The sequence below is a fragment of the Paenibacillus sp. FSL R7-277 genome (assembly GCF_000517965.1).
Lineage (GTDB): Bacteria > Bacillota > Bacilli > Paenibacillales > Paenibacillaceae > Paenibacillus_AQ > Paenibacillus_AQ silagei.
Genome location: NZ_ASPX01000032.1, coordinates 1 through 18,501, shown reverse-complemented (window position 1 = coordinate 18,501; position 18,501 = coordinate 1). Strand labels below are relative to the sequence as shown.

Here is an 18,501-nt window from a genome sequence, read left to right as displayed (position 1 = left end):
GGCCTGTGCCTGGACAGAGACCGGCCGCCATTACGAGCGGCTTCACCGGCTGCAGCAGATGAAGATCGGGGACGGCATCTCCATGGTGCAGATTGACCGCAGCGGTCCGCCGGAGTCTGACGCAGTCCGTGAGACTGGGGTCCGGCTCCAACAGCGGGTGGAGAATCTTGCGGCCCATCTGGATGCCGGACGGCGGGAGCGGTTCGCTGAGACGCTGGAGGAGATCCGGGAAGGCATTCATTCGGGCGTCTCCGTGGAAGAAGCCGCCGAGCTGTATTATACAGTTGCCCTTGTGTTGCTGTCCCATATGAACCGCTCGGAGCTCTACGGCCTTGTCAATGAATATGGCAAGCTGATGCGGCTGGACGAGCATTCTTCCCTGGGGGAGGGCATCTATTATATGGAGAGGCTGGCCTCCGATCTCTTCGAGCGGAGAAGCACAGCCGAGAAGGAACGCTCCTCGGAGGTTATTGAACGGATCTGCGATTATATCCACAGCCATTTGGGCGAAGACCTGTCTCTGGTGCGGCTGGCCGAGCTGCATTATTTCAATCCGTCGTACCTGTCCCGCTTCTTCAAGCAGGAGCAGGGTATTAACCTGTCTGAGTACATTGATCAATGCCGGGCTGTCAAGGCGAAGGAGCTGCTGGGAAATGAAACGCTCAAAATCCGCGATGTGGCGCTGTATGTCGGTTATGAGGCCCACCATTCCTTCACCCGGTTCTTCAAAAAAATGACGGGAATGACACCCCAGGAATACAGGGAGTCTCTGCATGTAAATTTATAATCTGAGTCTATCAACTATAATTTGTAAGTCTATCAACTATAATCACACAGGTTTCAGCCCGTCTCCCCGCAGAGTACAATTCAGATGTATTCGCTTTCATTAAGACGGCATCCGCCGATTTCACGAAATGAGAAGGAGATGGGTATCTGTGAGAAAAAGGAAGTTAAGCTTATCCATGAAGCTGCTGGTGATGCTGGCCCTGCTGCTGACGCCGATGCAGTCCGGCGGCGGCACTGCAAACGCTTGGGAGGGTTCGCCTGTTCCCAAGCTGCATGTAAGCGGCAATCAGCTGGTGAACAGCAGCGGGCAGCCTGTGCTGCTAAGCGGCTGGCATCAGCCTACCGGGGCTTACTGGACGTATCAGAACAGCAATTATTATCTGAAACGCAACGGCGGGAACCGGCATAAGGCCACTCTGGAGTACCTGAAGGAGATCACGGATACCTTCACCAACACCTCCGGCAAATACGGCAACAGCCACGGCTGGTACTCGAATCAGGTCCGCCTGTTCATCGACCGGGAGGATATGGGCGATGTCGCAGCAGGAACGTATAACTTCGCGGGCCTTCAGGCAGCTACCCAGAATCTGATCATTCCCTATGTGGAGTATGCGAAGACGAAGGGGCTGTACGTCACGCTGGGGCTGGACTTCACCCTGCTGGACAATAAGGCGACCACCCAGGCCAATCTGGACAAGTTCAATCAGATCTGGGGTTACCTGGCCTCCCAGCCGGGACTCAAGAGCGCGGATAATGTCATGTTCGAGCTGGTCAACGAGCCAGTGCTGAGCGATGTGAACGGACAATGGGGCGGCAATCCCTCCCAGCCTAACTTCGCAGCGTTCTGGAATTCGCTGAAGAACTTCCAGAACTCCATGATCTCCACGATCCGCAGCAAGGGCGCGGATAATGTGATCTGGGCTTCAGGCCTCGGCTGGGATCAGCATTATCAGCTGACAGCATCGAGTCCGCTGACCGACCCGCTGAACAATTACGGCTATGCCGTACACTGGTATCCGGGCTACGGCGCTTATGACAATTACAACTCGCTACAGCAGATCTGGGATAGCAGCATCAAGCCTGCTGCCGATGCTTACCCGATCAATATTACTGAAACGACCTGGTTCAAGAACCAGCCGGGCGACTCCGCATATTGGGATCTGTTCAACGGTACGAATGCAGGCTTCGGCAAGAATACCAAAGCGATCTTCACCGCCGCCGGCAATGTCAGCATTGCCGTCCATATGAACGGCTTCCTGCTCGATCCCGGTCCCAAAAGCTCCTTCGCCGATCCGGACGGCGGGCTGCTCTATGACGGCAACGCCACCCGGGACGGCATGGCGCGCTTTATCTTCGAATGGTACTACGAGCGGGCACAGTTCAACCCCTGGAACGGGGTGTGGAACGGGGTTACCAACAATGCGAAGTATAAGCTGATCAACCGGGCGTCAGGCAAAGCGATTGACGTTCCGAACGGGCAGAATACGAACGCCCTTCAGCTCCAGCAGTGGCCGGAGAACACCGCGCTGGCTCAGCAATGGACGGTTACGGATATGGGCACGTACAATAATATTTACCGGCTGCGCAGCGTGAATTCTTCCGACAATAAGGTGATGGATGTGCGTAACGGCACGAAGAATAACGGCGAAGCCATCCAGCTGATGCAGGATTTGAACAACACCGCCCAGCAGTTCCGTCTCATCAAGCTGAGCAACGGCAACGGCTACTGGAGCATTCTTAATGTGAACAGTAACAAGGCAGTCGAAGTCACAGGAGCCTCCACCGCAGACGGCGCGAAGCTCCAGCAGAACCTCTACCGCGGCGATCTGCACCAGCAATGGAAGCTGGTTCAGGTGAACTAGAGCTTTATGGTAAGAGCCCCCTTCTCCATCTGCAGGGCGGTCCGGGACAGTACCGGATTGCCGCGCGGGGGAAGGGGGCTTTTTGCGTGATGAAGCAGGGGAAAGGGGGCGGGCGAGGAGGTGCGAGGCCGAATGTGTGTGAAAAACCGAATACATTCGGCGTGTGCGGGGGTGCGAGAGCAAATGTGTGTGAACAACCGAATACATTCGGCGTGTGCGGTGGTGCGAGGGCAAATATGTGTGAAAAACCGAATACATACGGCGGGCGAGGAGGTGTGGAGGACGGGTGGCGAAGGCTGGAGGTTCGGGCGCAAAGGTGTGGAGGGAAACAGTTGCCTTTTATACACTTACTGGTGAACAAAAGGCTCCTCCTACGGCAATGGTTGGATAAACAACACTTAATTTTGCACATTTCCACTAAAGTAACGAGATCAAACTAATTAGATGCTCCTTTTCCACTTACTCCCGCCCAATCCTGAGAATCCAGCAAATTAAGATACCTTTGTCCACCTATTTCCGAGAGAGAAGATGACACAAGTAGTTTTGCTTGCGGCAGGGCGAGAGAAGGTGTGATTTTTCAACCAGCCTACCCGCCCACTCCCGTCGAAGTTGCTGCATATGCACCCACAAGCATCACAATCCGCATAAAACCAACCAAGCTCTTTACACCTGCGACTCTCTCACTCCTTATATAAGAAAAGCAACATTTGTCGATAAGAAAGCAACGTTAAGCTATAGATTACAAGGCTTGGGTATGATTAAATACATAAAGAATACAGCATTTATGCAGATGACTACTAGCTGGTAACTATTTATTTAATGATGGACTCGAAAGGATGAATACGAATGATGGACAAACAGCAACAGCTTGGCTTAACGCCGCCGATGGGATGGAATTCATGGAATACTTTTACTTGGGATATCAATGAGCAATTGATCCGGGAAGCGGCCGATACGCTGGTGGCGGACGGTTATAAGGATGCAGGGTACGAATACATTGTGATTGACGACTGCTGGAGCCTGAAGGAACGGGACAAGGATGGCAAGCTGGTGGCTGACCCGGACAAATTCCCGAACGGAATGAAGGCGGTTGCAGATTATATTCACTCCAAGGGACTGAAGTTCGGCATGTACTCTTGTGTGGGAACGCATACCTGCGCCGGGTATCCGGGCAGCTTCGAGCATGAATTCCAGGATGCCGCATCGCTGGCGGAATGGGGTGTAGACTTCCTGAAGTATGACTACTGCTTCAAACCCAGACATATGTCGGGGGAGCTACTGTATAAGCGGATGAGTCTCGCACTTAAGAACTGCGGAAGAGACATTCTTTTCTCCGCATGTAACTGGGGTGAAGATAACGTCTACCAGTGGATTCGTGAATCCGGCGCGCATATGTACCGTTCCACCGGCGATATCCAGGACAGCTGGGAATCGATCAAGACGCTGGCGCTGTCACAGCTTGATAAAGCCGCCTACACCGGGGCCTACTGCCATAACGATCTGGATATGCTGGTAGTCGGCATGTATGGGGGCAGCAACAGTGACTTCATCGGCAGTCAGATCGGCGGCTGCACGGATGTAGAGTACAAGACGCATTTCTCGCTGTGGAGCCTGCTGGGCTCTCCGCTGATGATCGGCAGTGACATCCGCAAGGCGAATGAAGCGACCAAGAACATTCTGCTGAACCCGGATCTGATTGCCATCAACCAGGATATCGAGGGCCGCGGAGCTTACCGCATTAAGCCTGAGCCGCAGTGGTTCCATACCAATGAAGTATTCATGCTGGTAAAAGTATTAGCAGACGGTGACCTCGCGATCGGATTCTTCAATCTGAGTGATGGTCAAAGAGAGATGTCGCTGCAATTCTGGGATTTCGGGCTTCCGTATGCCTCCGGCAAATCGCTGTCCCTGTATGACTGCTGGGAGCAGAAGGAGCTTGGGGTGTTCAGAGAACGGTTCGCTCCGGTGGTTCCAGCCCATGACTGTCTGATCGTGCGGGCGAAATTGGTCTGATTGGTCTAGAGATAAGAAAGAAGAGAAGCGTATGAGCATGAACAGAACCTGCAGACAATGCGGGGTCCCTCTGATGACGGATGATGTGGCGATTTACCTGAAGCTGGTCACGCGCAATGCCCAGGATTTCCTGTGTATCGACTGTCTTGGTGAGCAGCTGAAATGCGGACGCGAGCCGATTGAGCGGCTGATCAAGTATTTCAGGGAATCGGGGAAATGCGTGCTGTTCCGTTAGTCACCGGAAGACAGCAGCGGACAGACTGCTGCGGACCGCGTGCTTGCCGGTAGGGGGTTTTTGGCATATATAGAACGACAAAAAGCTCACCGTCAAGGCGATTGCCTCTATGGTGGGCTTTTTGGCCCGGAATTACTGGGATCTCAATTAGAGAAGCGTGCTCTCCCTGAATTCCTGGGGCGTGACGCCAAAATGCTCCTTGAAGACCTTGATGAAATACGTGGGGTTCTTATATCCCAGACGGTTCGCTATTTCATAAACTCTGTATTTACTGTCCTTCAGCAAGAATACAGCCTTCTCCATCCGCAGACGCAGCAGGTAATCGGACAGGTTCTCTCCCGTCTCCCGCTTGAAGACCTTGGATACATGGGTTGGGTGCATATATACATATTCGGCGATCGCCTGAAGGGAGACATCCTCCGACAGATGCTCCTGTACGAATTGATGAATCTGCGCGACAACGGAGTGACGGGAGGCGGACAGCTCGGTGTTCATCTCATGCTGAAGTCTGTCCAGCAAGCCCGTTGCCCAGTACTCCAGTTCTCCGATGCTCCTGATATCAAGCGGCGTATGCAGGCGGTAGTCTGTCAGCAGACCGCCGTTCTTATGCACAAAGTAGGAGAACGCGGACTTCAAGGCGTAATAAATCTCCGATAAATGCTCATGCGAGCCGCTATACTTCGTGCCCCATTCCAGCAAGACCTCCTGGAGCTTCTCTCTTGCCGCCTCCCAGTTCCCGGCCTCAAGCAGATGCGGGAACAAGGGAGGCGAGTAGAGGGAAGCGACCACCAGGGAGGCCGGTTTGACATGATGACCGCCGAGCTGAACGATGAAGTCGTTGTCGTAGCCGATCTGCGAGCGGACCGTGGCTACGCAGCGCTGATACAGCTCCTCCACACTGGCCGGAAAGGTTCCGGAAGGGGAGAGAATGACCGAGACCGTGAGATGCAGCAACCGGCTGACAATCTGCCTCATCTCATCCGCAGTCTGTTCCAGTTGACGGCCGCTTGCGTCCCCGCCGCCGTTCACAATGAACAGAAGATGGCCGTATACATCCTCGCAGCTCCAGCTTTTGAAGTGCTGGGACACCAGCTCCTCCACGATATTGGTAACAGCGAAGCCCGGAAGCGACATATCGGACGGATCGTAGCGCTTCTGCGGGTCCTCGATGCGGATCAGAATCAGGGAGATCGTATCGCCTAATCCGATTGGAAGGCCGTATAACTGGAGCTGCTCTGTCAATTTGCGTTCAGTCCACATGCGTCCCTGGATCAGATGGTTCAGCAGGTTGGAGCGCAGGATAGGCAAATTGCGGTGAACCATTGCCTGCGACTGCACGTAGGCAGTCATCTGCTCCCGTTCTGCCTGCAGCGCACGGGCCGCATCAGAGACGGCAGCGAGCAGCTCCTCATCCTTCACAGGCTTGAGGAAATAATGTGCCGCCTTAGCTTTCAGCCCCTGCTGGGCATATTCAAATTCAGCATGGCCGGTAAGCAAGATACTAACCGTCCTCGGCCACTTCTGCTTGACCGCCCGGATCAGCTCAATGCCGTTCATGCCGGGCATTCGGACATCGGTCACCACAATGTCTGCGGCGTTCTTGTCCATCTGCTCCATAGCCTGCTTGCCGGAATAGGCAGAGAATACGCTGGTAATGCCAGCCGTCTCCCAGGCAATGCTTGCGGTCATGCTCTCCACTAGATGCTCTTCATCATCCACGATTAACAGCTTCATTCTCCACCGCCTTCTCTGTCCAGTACAGCTCTACCCGCAGTCCCGAGTCCGCATTGACCGACAGCCTCACCCCTGAATCTGCCCCGTACCGGAGCTGGAGCCGCCGGTGCACATTCAGCAGGCCGCAGGCTTCCGGCCGTTCTCCATACCGGTTCGCAAGCAGCTGCTGAAGCTCCTGAAGCCGGCCAGTGGTCATAGTACCGCCGTTGTCGTCAACTATCAACGAATATCCGTTGCCGTCCAGGCTCCCGCTAATCGTGATTCTCCCGGGGCCCTCCAGGGCTTCAATCCCGTGAATCAGCGCATTCTCGACGATCGGCTGGAGAATCAGCCGGGGCACTTCAAGGTCCCGCATGAGGTCCGCCACCTCGATGCTGTAGCGGATGCGGCTCATCCGCATCCGGTGGATGCTGAGGTAATCGGCAGCGTTCTTCAGCTCATCCGCCAGCCTCACCACCTGATTCTCCACCCGGGTCGTATAGCGGTAGTAATCGGACAGGTGATAGGCCATTTGCAGCACGGCATCCTTCCGTTCCAGCTTGGTCATGCTGATCACGTAGGACAGGCTGTTATACAGAAAATGGGGATTAATCTGTGACTGCAGCTGCTTCAGCTCAGCTTCATGCGTGAGCAGCTGCTGCTCCAGCACATTCTCGATCAGCTGCTGGATTTGCGCCGACATTTCGTTGAATCTGGATACAATGAGCCGGAATTCGTTATTTGCCTGAAGCGGAATTCTGGTCTTGTATTGTCCCATCTTGATGAGCTGAACCCCTCTGACCAGAGCGCGCAGCGGGACCTGAACATTCCGGTATAGCAGCCACGATAAGGCAATGCCCACGATGAGGATCAGTCCGAGGACCAGATAGGCGAACCGGTTGGTTACCCTAAGTGGCGTCAGAATTTCGGATAAAGGCACAATGTTGACCACATACCCGTCCAGCACCTGCACATCGGAATAGGACAGAAGGTAGGAAATTCCGCTGACATCCAGAGTAATATTGCCCTCATGCGCCAGCTGCGTCCGCTTTAAGGCGGATACAGCCTCCTGGAGAAGCTCAGGCGGGCAAGAGGGCGTGGATAAGAAGATGTCATCAGGTTTATAAAAAAGCGCTTCCCCGATTCCCTGCGATTGAAACTGCTCCAGCATCCGGATCACATGGTTCATGTGAAAGCTGATTTCAATGATCGAATTGGCTCTGGCGATGCCGCTGCTGGACTGGTAGGGCTCAAAGGTCAAGTGGATGACCGTGCCCTGTTTATCTCCGTGATCGTCATCCATAATAAAATTCCAGTTGTCCTTGCTCAGCCGCTGAAGACGCTCCAGATCATAGGAGGTTCCGTTGACCGTAGATATGGTCTGCCCTGAACGCGGCGAATAGACCGTGATTTCATTGATCCATTCCGTCGAGGCGCTTTGCAGATACAGCTTATCCTGAATGAGCTTTTTGCGGCTGATTTGTTCGTAGTAGCTGGAGTTCAGCAGGGACAGATCCTGAAATTCAATGACGTTCGGATCACGGATCAGGAGGTAGGTGAAGGTCTCCAGCTGCGTAATAATACTGTCCAGTTGTGTGGCTAAGGTAGATAGCCTGCTGATGCCCGACTGTTTGATCTGGCTGGTGATGACATTCTCATTGACTCTGCTCGAATACACCGACAAGATCAGAACAGGCAGCAATAATAACACCAGCGAGCCGACCAGCTTGGAGAAGAGACTGCGTTCCTTGTTGCCCATCTGCTTCTGACTCCTAAGTTTTGTGCTTATCTTATTCTTTAACCGCGCCCATCGTCAACCCTTGTACGAAGAACCTCTGCAGGAACGGATAGACGAGCAGGATCGGCAATGCTCCTATCAGAATTTGCGCAGAACGCACCGTGCGTTCCGACAGAATTTTCAGCTGACTGGGGTCAATGTTCGTGTTGCGCATGTCGCCGCTCTGAATGATCGTCTGCAGAAATGTCGCCAGCGGATACTGCCGGTAATCAGTCATATAGATCAGCCCGTCAAACCATGAGTTCCAATGCCAGACCATCGAGAACAAGGATAAGGTGGCCAGGGAGGGAAGCGACAAGGGAAGATAGATCGTGATCAGAGACCTCAGATAGCCCGCCCCGTCAATGCTTGCCGCCTCCTCCAGCTCTTTGGGAATGGCGCGGAAGAATTGCATCATCAGAATGGTATTGAACACGTTCACCGCAGACGGCAGAATCAGGACCCACAGCGTGTTGGTTAAATGAAGCTGCGTGATCAGCAGATAGGTTGGAATCAGGCCGCCGTTGAACAGCATGGTGAAGACAAAGAACCAGGAGTAGAAGCTTCTGCCATAAAATGAACGCGACAGGGTATAAGCGGCGGTAACGGTCAACGCCATAGACAGCAGGGTTCCGGCGAGCGTTCTTTCCACAGATAGAATTAGGGAACGCAGAAACAAGGGATTCGTAAGCGTTCTGGAGTAGGCTTCAGCCGTGAAGCCGACCGGCCAGAAAAACACCTGATTAGCCGTAGCCGCCGCACTGGAACTGAAGGATACGGCCGCAACATGCACAAGGGGAAGGATACATAATACGGCCAGAACTGCAAGAAGCGCAGTGTTGAGCACTGTAAACCAGCGGTAAGAGATTGTTTTCCGATACATAGATTCCGCCTGCCTTTACTCAAAAGATGCGATAATTTCCGAACCGGTAGGCCAGCCGGTAAGCCGTAACGATCAGGATGAAGCTGATGACCGATTTGAATAAGCCGACGGCGGTCGCGAAGCTGAAGGAGCCGTTCATGAGACCTACCCTATATACAAAGGTATCTATAATATCCCCTTCCCGGTAGACCAGCGGATTGTACAGGTTGAAGATCTGGTCGAAGCCTGCATTGAGGATATTGCCCAGCGCGAGCGTGCCCACAACCAGGATAACGGGAACCAGTGCCGGCAAGGTGACATGGAGCGTCTGCTTGAACCGGCCTGCGCCGTCGATCTCGGCGGCTTCATACAGCGACATATTGATGCCGCTCATGGCGGCGAGATAGATAATTGCGGCGAAGCCGAACTCCTTCCAGACATCACTGACCACTACGGTGATCCGAAACCAGGTTCCGTCTCCAAGGAAAAATACAGTATCGGCGCCAAGGAGCGTCAGCAGGTGATTGACAATTCCTTTGTTGCCTAGGATATCTGTCAGAATCCCTCCCAGAATCACCCAGGACAGGAAATGCGGGAGATATACGAGGGTCTGCACGAACCGTTTGAACAGCAGCGCACGTACTTCATTCAGCAGCAAGGCAAAGAGGATCGGGACTATAATGTTGGCCGTGATCTTGAGCGAAGCGATAAGCAGGGTGTTATAGATGACCTGCACGCTGTCAGGATAAGTAAACATATATTGAAAATGCTCGAAGCCAACCCATGGTGAATGAAGGAACCCAAGCCGGGGCTTGAAGTCCTGAAAAGCCATCAACAGCCCCGCCATAGGCGCATAATTGAAGATCAGCAGACAGATTACAGATGGCAGTATGAGCAAATGAAGAGGTAGCTGGCGAGTAAATCGCGTCTTGCTCTTCTTCCATTCCATCATCCGGACAACTCCTCTATAGGTTCATTTGGCAAAAGTCTTCTATTGGTTAAGCGCCTGATACCACTCGTTCACCTCTTTGGTAATATCATCTCCGCCGGAGGACTTCCATTTCTCCACGAAGCTGTCGAACGAATCCGGCGATTCTTGCCCGTAAATAATTTTCAGGAAAGCTTCACTTTCCATTTTGCGGAGCAGCTCGCCCTTTTGGGCCATGGTTGCTGTCGGAGGGCCGGTATATTTATCGAATACGGAGGCTTCGTCGATGTAAGTCTGCAGTACGGCAGCAGCCTCTGCCCATTTCTTCGGTCTGGCCGAGAAATACATTTCGTAAGGGGTTTCGGGTGTTTTTCCCTGGCCGAGCTTGGCCATGACCTCCAGCTCCTTTTTGGGCGTCTGAATGTCGTTGCCGTAGATGGTGTATTTCTTCACATCAATCCATCCGCCCGGGATTTTGTCCTGGTCATAGACCGGTTTGCCGTCCACGATGACATAGTCGTAGCCCTCGGCCCAGCCGTTAGCCAGTTCGGAGGAAGGATCGTAGAAGCCGGGTCCCATGATGGCGTCCAGATAGTTGAAGAAGGCCTCCATATATTTGAAATCCTTGTTGAAATAGAAGCGGACGGAGGATTGCGGTTCACTGCCAAAGCCCATTTTGCCGTCAATGCCTGCAGGAATGGGAACCGGTATATAATCAAAGGTCATATCCGCACTGAACGGATAGGAAGCCATCCAGGTCGGGCCGAAGACCATGCCGGATTTGCCCTGAACAAAGCTCTCCGCCGCCTTGGCTTCATCCATGATCCCGGCGTCTTTATCCAGATAGCCTTTGCTCATCCATTCGCTAAGCTTGATCAGGCCCTCCTTGACTGTAGGCTGAACAGAGCCGTACTGAAGCTTGCCGTCCGGCCCCTCTGTCCAGTAAGTAGGGATAGCAGATTGTCCGAACAGGAAATCGCTGGATACCATGAAGGTGTCCTTCACGGCCGTGACGCCTTTTTTGAGCGACAGGGATAATCCGAGGGTATCCTTGATCCCATTGCCGTCAGGGTCGCGGTTGACGAACGCATCCATTACAGCTTCCATATCCGCGATAGTCTCGGGCGCCTTCAGGCCTAAGGTATCCAGCCAATCCTGGCGAATCCAGAGCACGCTGAAAGAGCTGTTGGCGTTGAAGGTGGGCAGACCGTAATGCTTGCCGTCATAAGTAACCGTATTCCATATTTCGGGGTACTGGGCGTACAGATCCTTAAGCCGCTGCGAAGCGTACTTGTCAAAAGCCTCGTCGATATCCATCACCTTGCCGGAATCGACGACCTGATTCTCAAGCGTCGGATCGTTCAGGGTGAAGACATCCGGCAGCTTTTCATTGGAGTTAAGCAGAAGGCGGAGCTTGGTCGTGTAGGCATCTCCTGTTCCCACGGTCCAATCCACCTTAAAATCAATGCCGAACTTCTCCTTAGCCCATTTGGTGTGGACATTGTTCTCGATGGTTTCCCCGTTCTTGAATTTGTTATCGGACCCGACTACACGGCCTAAGGTAATCGTAGCCTCTTGTTGCCCGGTATTTCCCTGATCCCCCTGTACAGCCTGACCCGGATCGGATGCCGCACTGCAGCCGGCAACAGCTGTCAGCAGGACTCCGGCCACAAGGGCGATAGACGCCTGCTTCGCAAACTTTATCTTCATGTATTGACCTCCCTGTATGTGATGCTGTTTAGTATATCGCCCATGGGACCCAGGGATAAATAACAATATTGCGAGATTCATGCAAATATATTGGCCGTTCTATTTTACTTTCATTTTATTATATCAATTGATTCATTTATTATATTTCATATTATCAAGGCAGCATTTAATATAGTTTGTGTATTTTATTATTTTTATATGGCGGTGATTAGATTGTTGTATGCAGGAGCGAATTACCATCCGCATGACTGGCCCAAGGAGAGATGGACACAAGATATTGAATGGATGCGGGCAGCATCCTTTAACATTGTCCGGCTGGGGCATTTGTGCTGGGACAGCTTTGAGCCCTCTGAAGGCAACTTTACGTTTGAATGGTTCGATGAAGTCATGGATCTGTTTCACGAGGCGGGTATACAGGTCGTGCTGGATATCGCAACCCGCCCGGCTCCGACATGGCTTCACAAGAAGTATCCGGCGATTGACCGGACCGATACAAACGGCATCCGTATGGAAGCGCAAACACGCTATATGGAGGATATCGGCCACCCGGCCTTCCAGGAATACGCGTATAAGTTCGCCGAGACACTGGTATGTAAATACCGGAATCATCCGGCCCTGTATGCCTTCGGATTGTGCAATGAGCTGGGCTCGGGAGCGCCTTCCTATTCCAGAGAGGCCAGAGACCGCTTTGAAGCTTGGCTGAAAGACAAGTACGGCACGGTAGACCGGTTGAACCGGGCATGGACTACCCAGCGCTGGTCGCGCAAATTGAGCAGCTTCCACGATGTCGTGCTTCCAGTCTCCGGCCAGATTCATGGCGCGCCGGAACGGGTGCTGGACATGTGGCGATTTTATTCCGATGAAGTCTTGGCTTATATGCAGGGTCTGAGCCGGATTGTCAGGCAGTTCGCGCCTGAAGCCAGGGAATCGACGAATCACTGGTCAGAGAATCCCGGCTACGGGTTCGATTATCTGAAGCAATATGAGGAGATCATTGATCTCCCCGGTATCGGGTTCTATCCCGGCACCAATCCCGAGGACAGACGGGCCTTGACCGCCGCCTGCTTCTTCATGGATCACCGTATTGGCGAGCTTGACCAGCCCATCTGGTGCCTTGAATTCCAGACCGGCGACTTCGGAGGCTACGCTTCCCCGCGCCTGGCCATGAGAATGTATGCCTATCTCTCGCTTGTTCACAGGGCTCAGGCTGTCTGCGCATGGACCTGGCGGACGATGCTGGGCGGCGAGGAGCAATATGTATTCGGTCTGGTGGATCATGACGGCACGCCAGGCTGGAAGTATGAGGAGTTCAAACAAATCGCGGAGGAATTCAAGCTGCTGCAGGAACGCGGGCTTCCCAGACAGACCTCTCCGCAGATTGCCATCGCCTACTCGTACGAGAGCCTGAAGGTGATGGACGGCAACCGGAGCTACTACAAAACCGATTATACCCGGCAAGTCCTGGAGGCCTATGAGGCTATTGAGCGGGCCAATCTGGACTGTAATATTGTGAATCTGCGCAGTCTGCGCAAGGATTACAAGCTTCTGATCGTGCCGGGACATGCCGTCATGGATACAGCCTCAGCAGCCGCTATTCGCACCTTCGTTGAGGCAGGTGGCACCGCTGTGATGACGGCGTATTCTGCGAAGGTCAATGAGCATAACCGCGTGTTCGATACCCCGATGCCCGGCGGGCTAAGCGATGTCTTCGGCATCCGCAGCGGAGCCTTTATGAGAACCAGAAGCCATACGCCTTCGGAGAATGCCGGAGGTCTTGAGAAGACAGAGCTTCATCTGGAACGGGAAAAGCCGGCTATTCTCCTCGGGGAGCAGGAATGTCAGCCTGAGATCAGCTATTACGAGATACTGGAAGCCCGCACGGCAGAGACTGTGGCTTCGTTCACGAATACACTCGAGAAGTCGCCCGCAGTCACGCGGAACCGTTATGGCAAGGGAGAGGCGATCTATGTCGCGATACCGGCAGATGCCGATTTTCTAAGTCTGCTTCTTGATAGGCTGTACCCGGCGCTTGGCATCCAGAAAGGTCCGGTTACCCCTTCAGGCGTGGTCGCACGCAGCCTGGAAGACGGCTCTTTACTCTGTGTGAACACCACCGGTATAGAGCAGACCATACAGCTGGATAGGGAGGCATCCGGGCTGCTGTCCGGCAGCCGCTTCGCGGATTCGCTGACTTTGGGCGCTTATGAGGTAGAGCTGGTAACGTACTAGATAAGAAGCACTAAAGAAATAAACAAAAAGCAAAAGAAGCGGAGGGGAAATTTGGAGCTGTAGGAGCGGTAGCGTCCGCCTTTGTCAACGGATTTCACCCGCGAACAGCGGTTCAAAATCAAGAAATCTGGTGACAACAGCGGCCGGAAGTCCAAATGTTCACCGCAGTGACGACGAAGCTTCAAGTTCAAATCTTAAGTGCGTCTTATATAGACTACTATCAAAGGGGAGCATAGGGATGAATGATAATATCAGAATCGCAGCGCAAGTAGTACCTTCTCCACGGCAGCTGGCCTGGCAGGAGCTGGAATTCTATTCATTTATACATTTTGGAATCAATACGTTCACCGATAAGGAATGGGGGCTCGGCGACGAAGCACCGGCAATCTTCAATCCCGAAGAATTTGATGCCAAACAGTGGGTGGAGGTGTGTAAATCGGCGGGAATGAGAGGCTTGATCCTGACCTGCAAGCATCATGACGGCTTCTGTCTCTGGCCCAGCAGCCATACCGGGCATTCCGTGAAGCACAGTCCATGGCGTGATGGCCAAGGCGATATGGTACAGGAGGTAGCGGATGCCTGCCGTGAGGGAGGACTGAAATTCGGGGTGTACTTGTCTCCGTGGGACCGCCATGACGGACGGTACGGGACTTCGGAGTATAACGAATATCTCAAGGATCAATTACGTGAGCTGTTAACCGGGTACGGGGACATCTTCTGCGTCTGGTTCGACGGTGCATGCGGTGAAGGTCCGAATGGCTTGAAGCAGGTCTATGACTGGGACGGATATTATGAGGTGATCCGGGAGCTGCAGCCGGGCGCGGTGATCTCCGTATGCGGTCCGGACGTCCGCTGGTGCGGCAATGAGGCCGGCCATACCCGTGAGTCCGAGTGGAGTGTCGTTCCGGCAGAGCTGCAGGATTGCGAGAAAATCCTGGAAGAGTCGCAGCATGTGGACGACGGCGAATTCGCCAGACGCAGCAACTCCCGCGATGAGAATCTGGGCAGCCGGGAAGCCATCGCGGGGAAGGAGCTCGTCTGGTATCCGGCGGAAGTGAATACCTCGATCCGGCCCGGCTGGTTCTACCACGCTGCTGAGGATGACCAGGTCCGCAGCCTCGAAGAGCTGCTGGACATCTATGATAAGTCGGTTGGCGGGAACTCGACGTTCCTCCTCAATCTTCCGCCCGACAAGCGCGGTCTCATTCATGAGAACGATGCCCGGCGAATGGCCGAGCTGGGAGAGGTAATCCGGTCCACCTTCGAGTATAATCTGGCTGCGGGGGCTCAGGCCACCGCAACGGAGACGGCGGGAGAGGCCAATGCGGCCGGCCGGGTACTGGACGGGAACAGAGATACATTCTGGTGCCCCAAGGAAGGAACGGAGCAGGCTTCCATTGAGCTTGACCTGAATGTGGAGCAGTCCTTCGATACGATCGTGCTCAAGGAGCATATCCAGTCAGGCCAGCGTATCGAACAGCTTCATCTGGAATATCTGGACGGAGCTATCTGGAAAAGGTTCAGTGAATGTACGGTTGTCGGACACAAGCGTATTCTCAAATTCCCGGAGGTTACAGCAAGGCATATCCGCCTGACCATTGATAAATCACGCTGGTGCCCGACCTTATCCGCATTTGAAGTGTATCTGAGCGCGGTGGAGTAAGCCGAGACAGCAGGGGGCGTCCCATAAGCCATGTAATGGCTGCTTGGGACGCCCCTTTGTTTGGAGTAGGATGTATGTTTACACTTGGGTCTTGGGTGGAACTTTTGAAAGCGTCCCATGGGTGATAACTTGGCGGTACCACGGAAATTCCAGTTTTATGTGCAATCATTCCATCCTTTACATACATCAATCCACTCTGAATAACTAGAGTATTGTTCTAATTGTTTTATTGTAAGTTCAATAGCACTGTTGCTACTCCCGCAAGCTGGATAGATTGTCTCAAAACGTTTAAGAGAGATGTCTAGATAAACAGAGACATCGTTTTTAATAGCAAATGGACAAACACCTCCAATTGCATGACCAACCCTATCAATGGCTTCATCAGGAGAAAGCATTTTTGCTTTTGTTTTGAAATACTCTTTGAATTTTTTGTTATCCACTTTTGCATCACCGGCGGCAACTACTAACACAGCTTGTCCATTTACCATAAAAGAAAGTGTTTTTGCGATTCTCTCTGGCTCACAACCTAATGCAGATGCAGCCAAATCCACGGTTGCACTAGATACTTCAAATTCTTTAATTTGAGAATCCATCCCATATTGTTTGAAAAAATCTTTTACTTTTTCAATTGCCATAATCATCACACCTCATTTTTAAATATTGTCTAGAAGATCATAGATGAAACTTGCCTATGCTCTTGGGTAAAAAATCATGTTGTAAATGACACATGGTTCTTGATAGGGATTATTGTAGGAATGAGAAACATTAGCCCGAAAGCGGAGTGCTTGCTTTTCTTTTAGAACAATTTTGTTGTTGTTGACTACCATTTCTAACATACCTTGCTCCACAAAAACATATTCTTCCACACCATCAAGGTGCTTTTTAGATCGATGCTGGCATCCGGGATCAAATTCGATATAGAATATTTCAACGTTACGGGTAGGGTCAAAAGGAAAAACAGGAAAGGCTCTCATTTTTCCATCCTCTTCGAGGATAGCGTTTTTGGACAGTGTATCAACCACACTGCACTCCTCTTCTAGCTCTTCCAATAATAAAGATAAAGGAACTTTTAAGCCCACTGCGATTTTCCAAAGAGTTGTAATAGTTGGTGAAGACTGCCCTCTTTCAATTTGTCCAAGCATGGGCTTACTTACATCGGTAAGTTTAGAAACATCTTCAAGTGTAAGATTTCTAGTTGCTCGTATTTCTTTTAACCGTTCTCCAATAGCTAATACTGGCGATTGCACTGCATCACTCCTGACGTATGTCATAACATTTTTTAATATATTATAACATACAAACCACAGATGCAAGACCAATAAATGAAGTGCAAGAAATGTAAGCTGCCTTCTATAAACAAGCCTCCATAAACCAAAAACAGCAGAGCAGCGATTCTCCTGTTATTGGAGAATCGCTGCTCTGCTTGATTTTTATGGTGTTGATAGCATAGCTTAGTTCATTAATTTCGCTTGTGACAGCAAGCGGAGGATGACGGTTGCCGCTTCCGCACGGGTTGCGGATTGACCCGGCTGGAATTGCCCGGCAGGTGTACCGGTGATCAGGCCGGCCTGAACCGCCTTGGCCACATCCTGCTGCGCCCAGCCCGCAATCTTGTCTGCATCCTTGAAGGCTGCAGGCTGAAGCTCTGAAGCTGGGAGCGGCGAGCCGGCAAGGGCCATCGCCTTAACCAGGATAACAGTCATCTCCTGGCGTGTGATGATGTCGTTCGGCCGGAAATTATTGTCCGTTCCGCCCTGCACCAGACCCAGCTCAGCGGCTGTTCCGACACTTCCGGTGTACCATGCGCCGGAGGGGGTATCCTTAAACGAAACATCTGCCGAACCGGAGGAGGAATAGCCCAGCGCACGAACCATCATCGCTGCGAATTCCGCGCGCGTTGTGGTAGTGTTCGGTGCGAATTTGCTGTCCGTTAAGCCGGTGAGGATGTACTTGGAGGCCAGCTTTTCGACGGATGCCTGTGCCCAGTGCCCCTTGATATCCTCAAATGTCTTGTTGCTTGAAATCACTGCAAACGTGCCGTTGCTCGGACTATAGAACGTGACACCGGTGCCGTTGAAGACCGCCGGGACGAAGGTGAAGCTTCCGTCCTTCCCGATCCGGACCACGGTCGTATTCCGGCTGTCTGCCGGACTGTCGAGCTGCAGGGTGCCCCGGGAATAGCTGCCCTTGAACCCTGGAATCTCCACTGTGCGTCCGTTGGCTTCAGCCGTTACCGTGTATTCAATGGCAGGGCTGATTAATTTGCCCTGGGCTGCCAGAACAGCCTGAAGGATCTCTTGCTGCCGCTGTTCCGGCAGGACCGTCATACTGACCTTAAGCTTCCAGTCCCCGGTTCCCAATTGCTGTCCCCAAGCTGCGGTATCAACCGCTTTTACAGGGAAGTGGAAGGTACCGAGCGTAGACGAGACGGTGATCTGGTCTGCCGCTTTTACTTTCTGCGCATCCAGTGTGGCTGTAGCAGTAGTTCCTGTAACCTCTGCTTCGACGGTCAAATGGCCGCTGCCGCTTGGTGCTTCCGGCTGAACAGGGGTGACCGAACCAACGGTAGTGCCACCGCCGTTGCCACTACCGGCGTTATTGCCGCCGTTGTTACTGCCGCCAGTTTCGCCGCCGCCGTTGTTGCCGCCGCCAGTTTCGCCGCCGTTGTTACCGCCGCCAGGATCACCGCCGCCGTTGTTACCGCCGCCAGGATCACCGCCGCC

Annotated in this window: 14 protein-coding genes; 6 read left to right on the top strand and 8 right to left on the bottom strand. The window is 52.8% G+C overall.

The features are described 5' to 3' along the window. The 4 genes from C173_RS11480 to C173_RS11460 all read left to right on the top strand — a co-directional run. Window positions 1-787 (top strand): helix-turn-helix transcriptional regulator (locus C173_RS11480; protein WP_036724899.1); only part of this gene is annotated, 787 nt, incomplete at its 5' end. A 148-nt stretch (window positions 788-935) separates the two neighbouring features. After that, a complete protein-coding gene (locus C173_RS11475; protein ID WP_235191860.1) occupies window positions 936-2,648 on the top strand; it encodes an RICIN domain-containing protein in 1,713 nt (570 codons plus the stop codon). 846 nt (window positions 2,649-3,494) lie between these two features. Further along, complete coding sequence (locus tag C173_RS11465; protein WP_235191859.1) at window positions 3,495-4,661, top strand: glycoside hydrolase family 27 protein; 1,167 nt, start codon at window positions 3,495-3,497, stop codon at window positions 4,659-4,661. A gap of 31 nt (window positions 4,662-4,692) precedes the next feature. Then, a complete protein-coding gene (locus C173_RS11460; protein WP_036724896.1) occupies window positions 4,693-4,896 on the top strand; it encodes a hypothetical protein in 204 nt (67 codons plus the stop codon). 147 nt (window positions 4,897-5,043) lie between these two features. On the opposite strand, the gene C173_RS11455 is transcribed toward C173_RS11460, so the two are convergent. From C173_RS11455 to C173_RS11435, 5 genes are read right to left on the bottom strand one after another with little or no spacing between them, the layout of a single operon-like run. Next, the gene (locus C173_RS11455) at window positions 5,044-6,630 is read right to left on the bottom strand and encodes a response regulator (protein WP_036724894.1); all 1,587 of its coding nucleotides are present in this window, start codon (window positions 6,628-6,630) and stop codon (window positions 5,044-5,046) included. Then, window positions 6,608-8,368 (bottom strand): sensor histidine kinase, encoded by a 1,761-nt coding sequence (locus C173_RS11450; RefSeq protein WP_036724893.1) that lies wholly within the window; start codon window positions 8,366-8,368, stop codon window positions 6,608-6,610. Before C173_RS11450 ends, C173_RS11455 begins: the two co-directional genes overlap by 23 nt. A gap of 31 nt (window positions 8,369-8,399) precedes the next feature. Continuing rightward, window positions 8,400-9,269, bottom strand: a complete 870-nt coding sequence (locus C173_RS11445; RefSeq protein WP_036724892.1) for a carbohydrate ABC transporter permease — start codon at window positions 9,267-9,269, stop codon at window positions 8,400-8,402. 19 nt (window positions 9,270-9,288) lie between these two features. Continuing rightward, on the bottom strand, window positions 9,289-10,200 hold the full coding sequence (locus C173_RS11440; RefSeq protein ID WP_051477977.1) for an ABC transporter permease: 912 nt from the start codon (window positions 10,198-10,200) through the stop codon (window positions 9,289-9,291). 39 nt (window positions 10,201-10,239) lie between these two features. Continuing rightward, entirely contained in the window at window positions 10,240-11,886 is a 1,647-nt protein-coding gene (locus tag C173_RS11435) for an extracellular solute-binding protein (RefSeq protein WP_036724891.1), read from the bottom strand. A gap of 213 nt (window positions 11,887-12,099) precedes the next feature. Here C173_RS11435 and C173_RS11430 point away from each other — a divergent pair, with 213 nt between their 5' ends. Both C173_RS11430 and C173_RS11425 read left to right on the top strand, forming a co-directional pair. Further along, entirely contained in the window at window positions 12,100-14,115 is a 2,016-nt protein-coding gene (locus C173_RS11430; RefSeq protein WP_051477975.1) for a beta-galactosidase, read from the top strand. Between the two features lie 238 nt (window positions 14,116-14,353). Next, window positions 14,354-15,778, top strand: coding sequence for an alpha-L-fucosidase (locus tag C173_RS11425; RefSeq protein WP_036724889.1), 1,425 nt, complete (start codon window positions 14,354-14,356; stop codon window positions 15,776-15,778). 155 nt (window positions 15,779-15,933) lie between these two features. Here C173_RS11425 and C173_RS11420 read toward each other — a convergent pair whose 3' ends face one another. From C173_RS11420 to C173_RS11410, 3 genes are all read right to left on the bottom strand, one after another. After that, window positions 15,934-16,413, bottom strand: a complete 480-nt coding sequence (locus C173_RS11420; protein ID WP_036724888.1) for a YbaK/EbsC family protein — start codon at window positions 16,411-16,413, stop codon at window positions 15,934-15,936. A gap of 54 nt (window positions 16,414-16,467) precedes the next feature. Next, window positions 16,468-17,025, bottom strand: coding sequence for a helix-turn-helix domain-containing protein (locus C173_RS11415; RefSeq protein WP_036724886.1), 558 nt, complete (start codon window positions 17,023-17,025; stop codon window positions 16,468-16,470). A gap of 204 nt (window positions 17,026-17,229) precedes the next feature. Beyond that, window positions 17,230-18,501 (bottom strand): S-layer homology domain-containing protein (locus C173_RS11410; protein WP_036724885.1); only part of this gene is annotated, 1,272 nt, incomplete at its 5' end.

Coding starts and splice junctions, on each gene's coding strand:
- C173_RS11465 (WP_235191859.1), top strand. CDS start 3,495: ATGATGGACAAACAGCAACAGCTTGGCTTAACGCCGCCGATGGGATGG.
- C173_RS11450 (WP_036724893.1), bottom strand. CDS start 8,368: ATGGGCAACAAGGAACGCAGTCTCTTCTCCAAGCTGGTCGGCTCGCTG.
- C173_RS11440 (WP_051477977.1), bottom strand. CDS start 10,200: ATGATGGAATGGAAGAAGAGCAAGACGCGATTTACTCGCCAGCTACCT.
- C173_RS11460 (WP_036724896.1), top strand. CDS start 4,693: ATGAGCATGAACAGAACCTGCAGACAATGCGGGGTCCCTCTGATGACG.
- C173_RS11425 (WP_036724889.1), top strand. CDS start 14,354: ATGAATGATAATATCAGAATCGCAGCGCAAGTAGTACCTTCTCCACGG.
- C173_RS11455 (WP_036724894.1), bottom strand. CDS start 6,630: ATGAAGCTGTTAATCGTGGATGATGAAGAGCATCTAGTGGAGAGCATG.
- C173_RS11435 (WP_036724891.1), bottom strand. CDS start 11,886: ATGAAGATAAAGTTTGCGAAGCAGGCGTCTATCGCCCTTGTGGCCGGA.
- C173_RS11445 (WP_036724892.1), bottom strand. CDS start 9,269: ATGTATCGGAAAACAATCTCTTACCGCTGGTTTACAGTGCTCAACACT.
- C173_RS11420 (WP_036724888.1), bottom strand. CDS start 16,413: ATGGCAATTGAAAAAGTAAAAGATTTTTTCAAACAATATGGGATGGAT.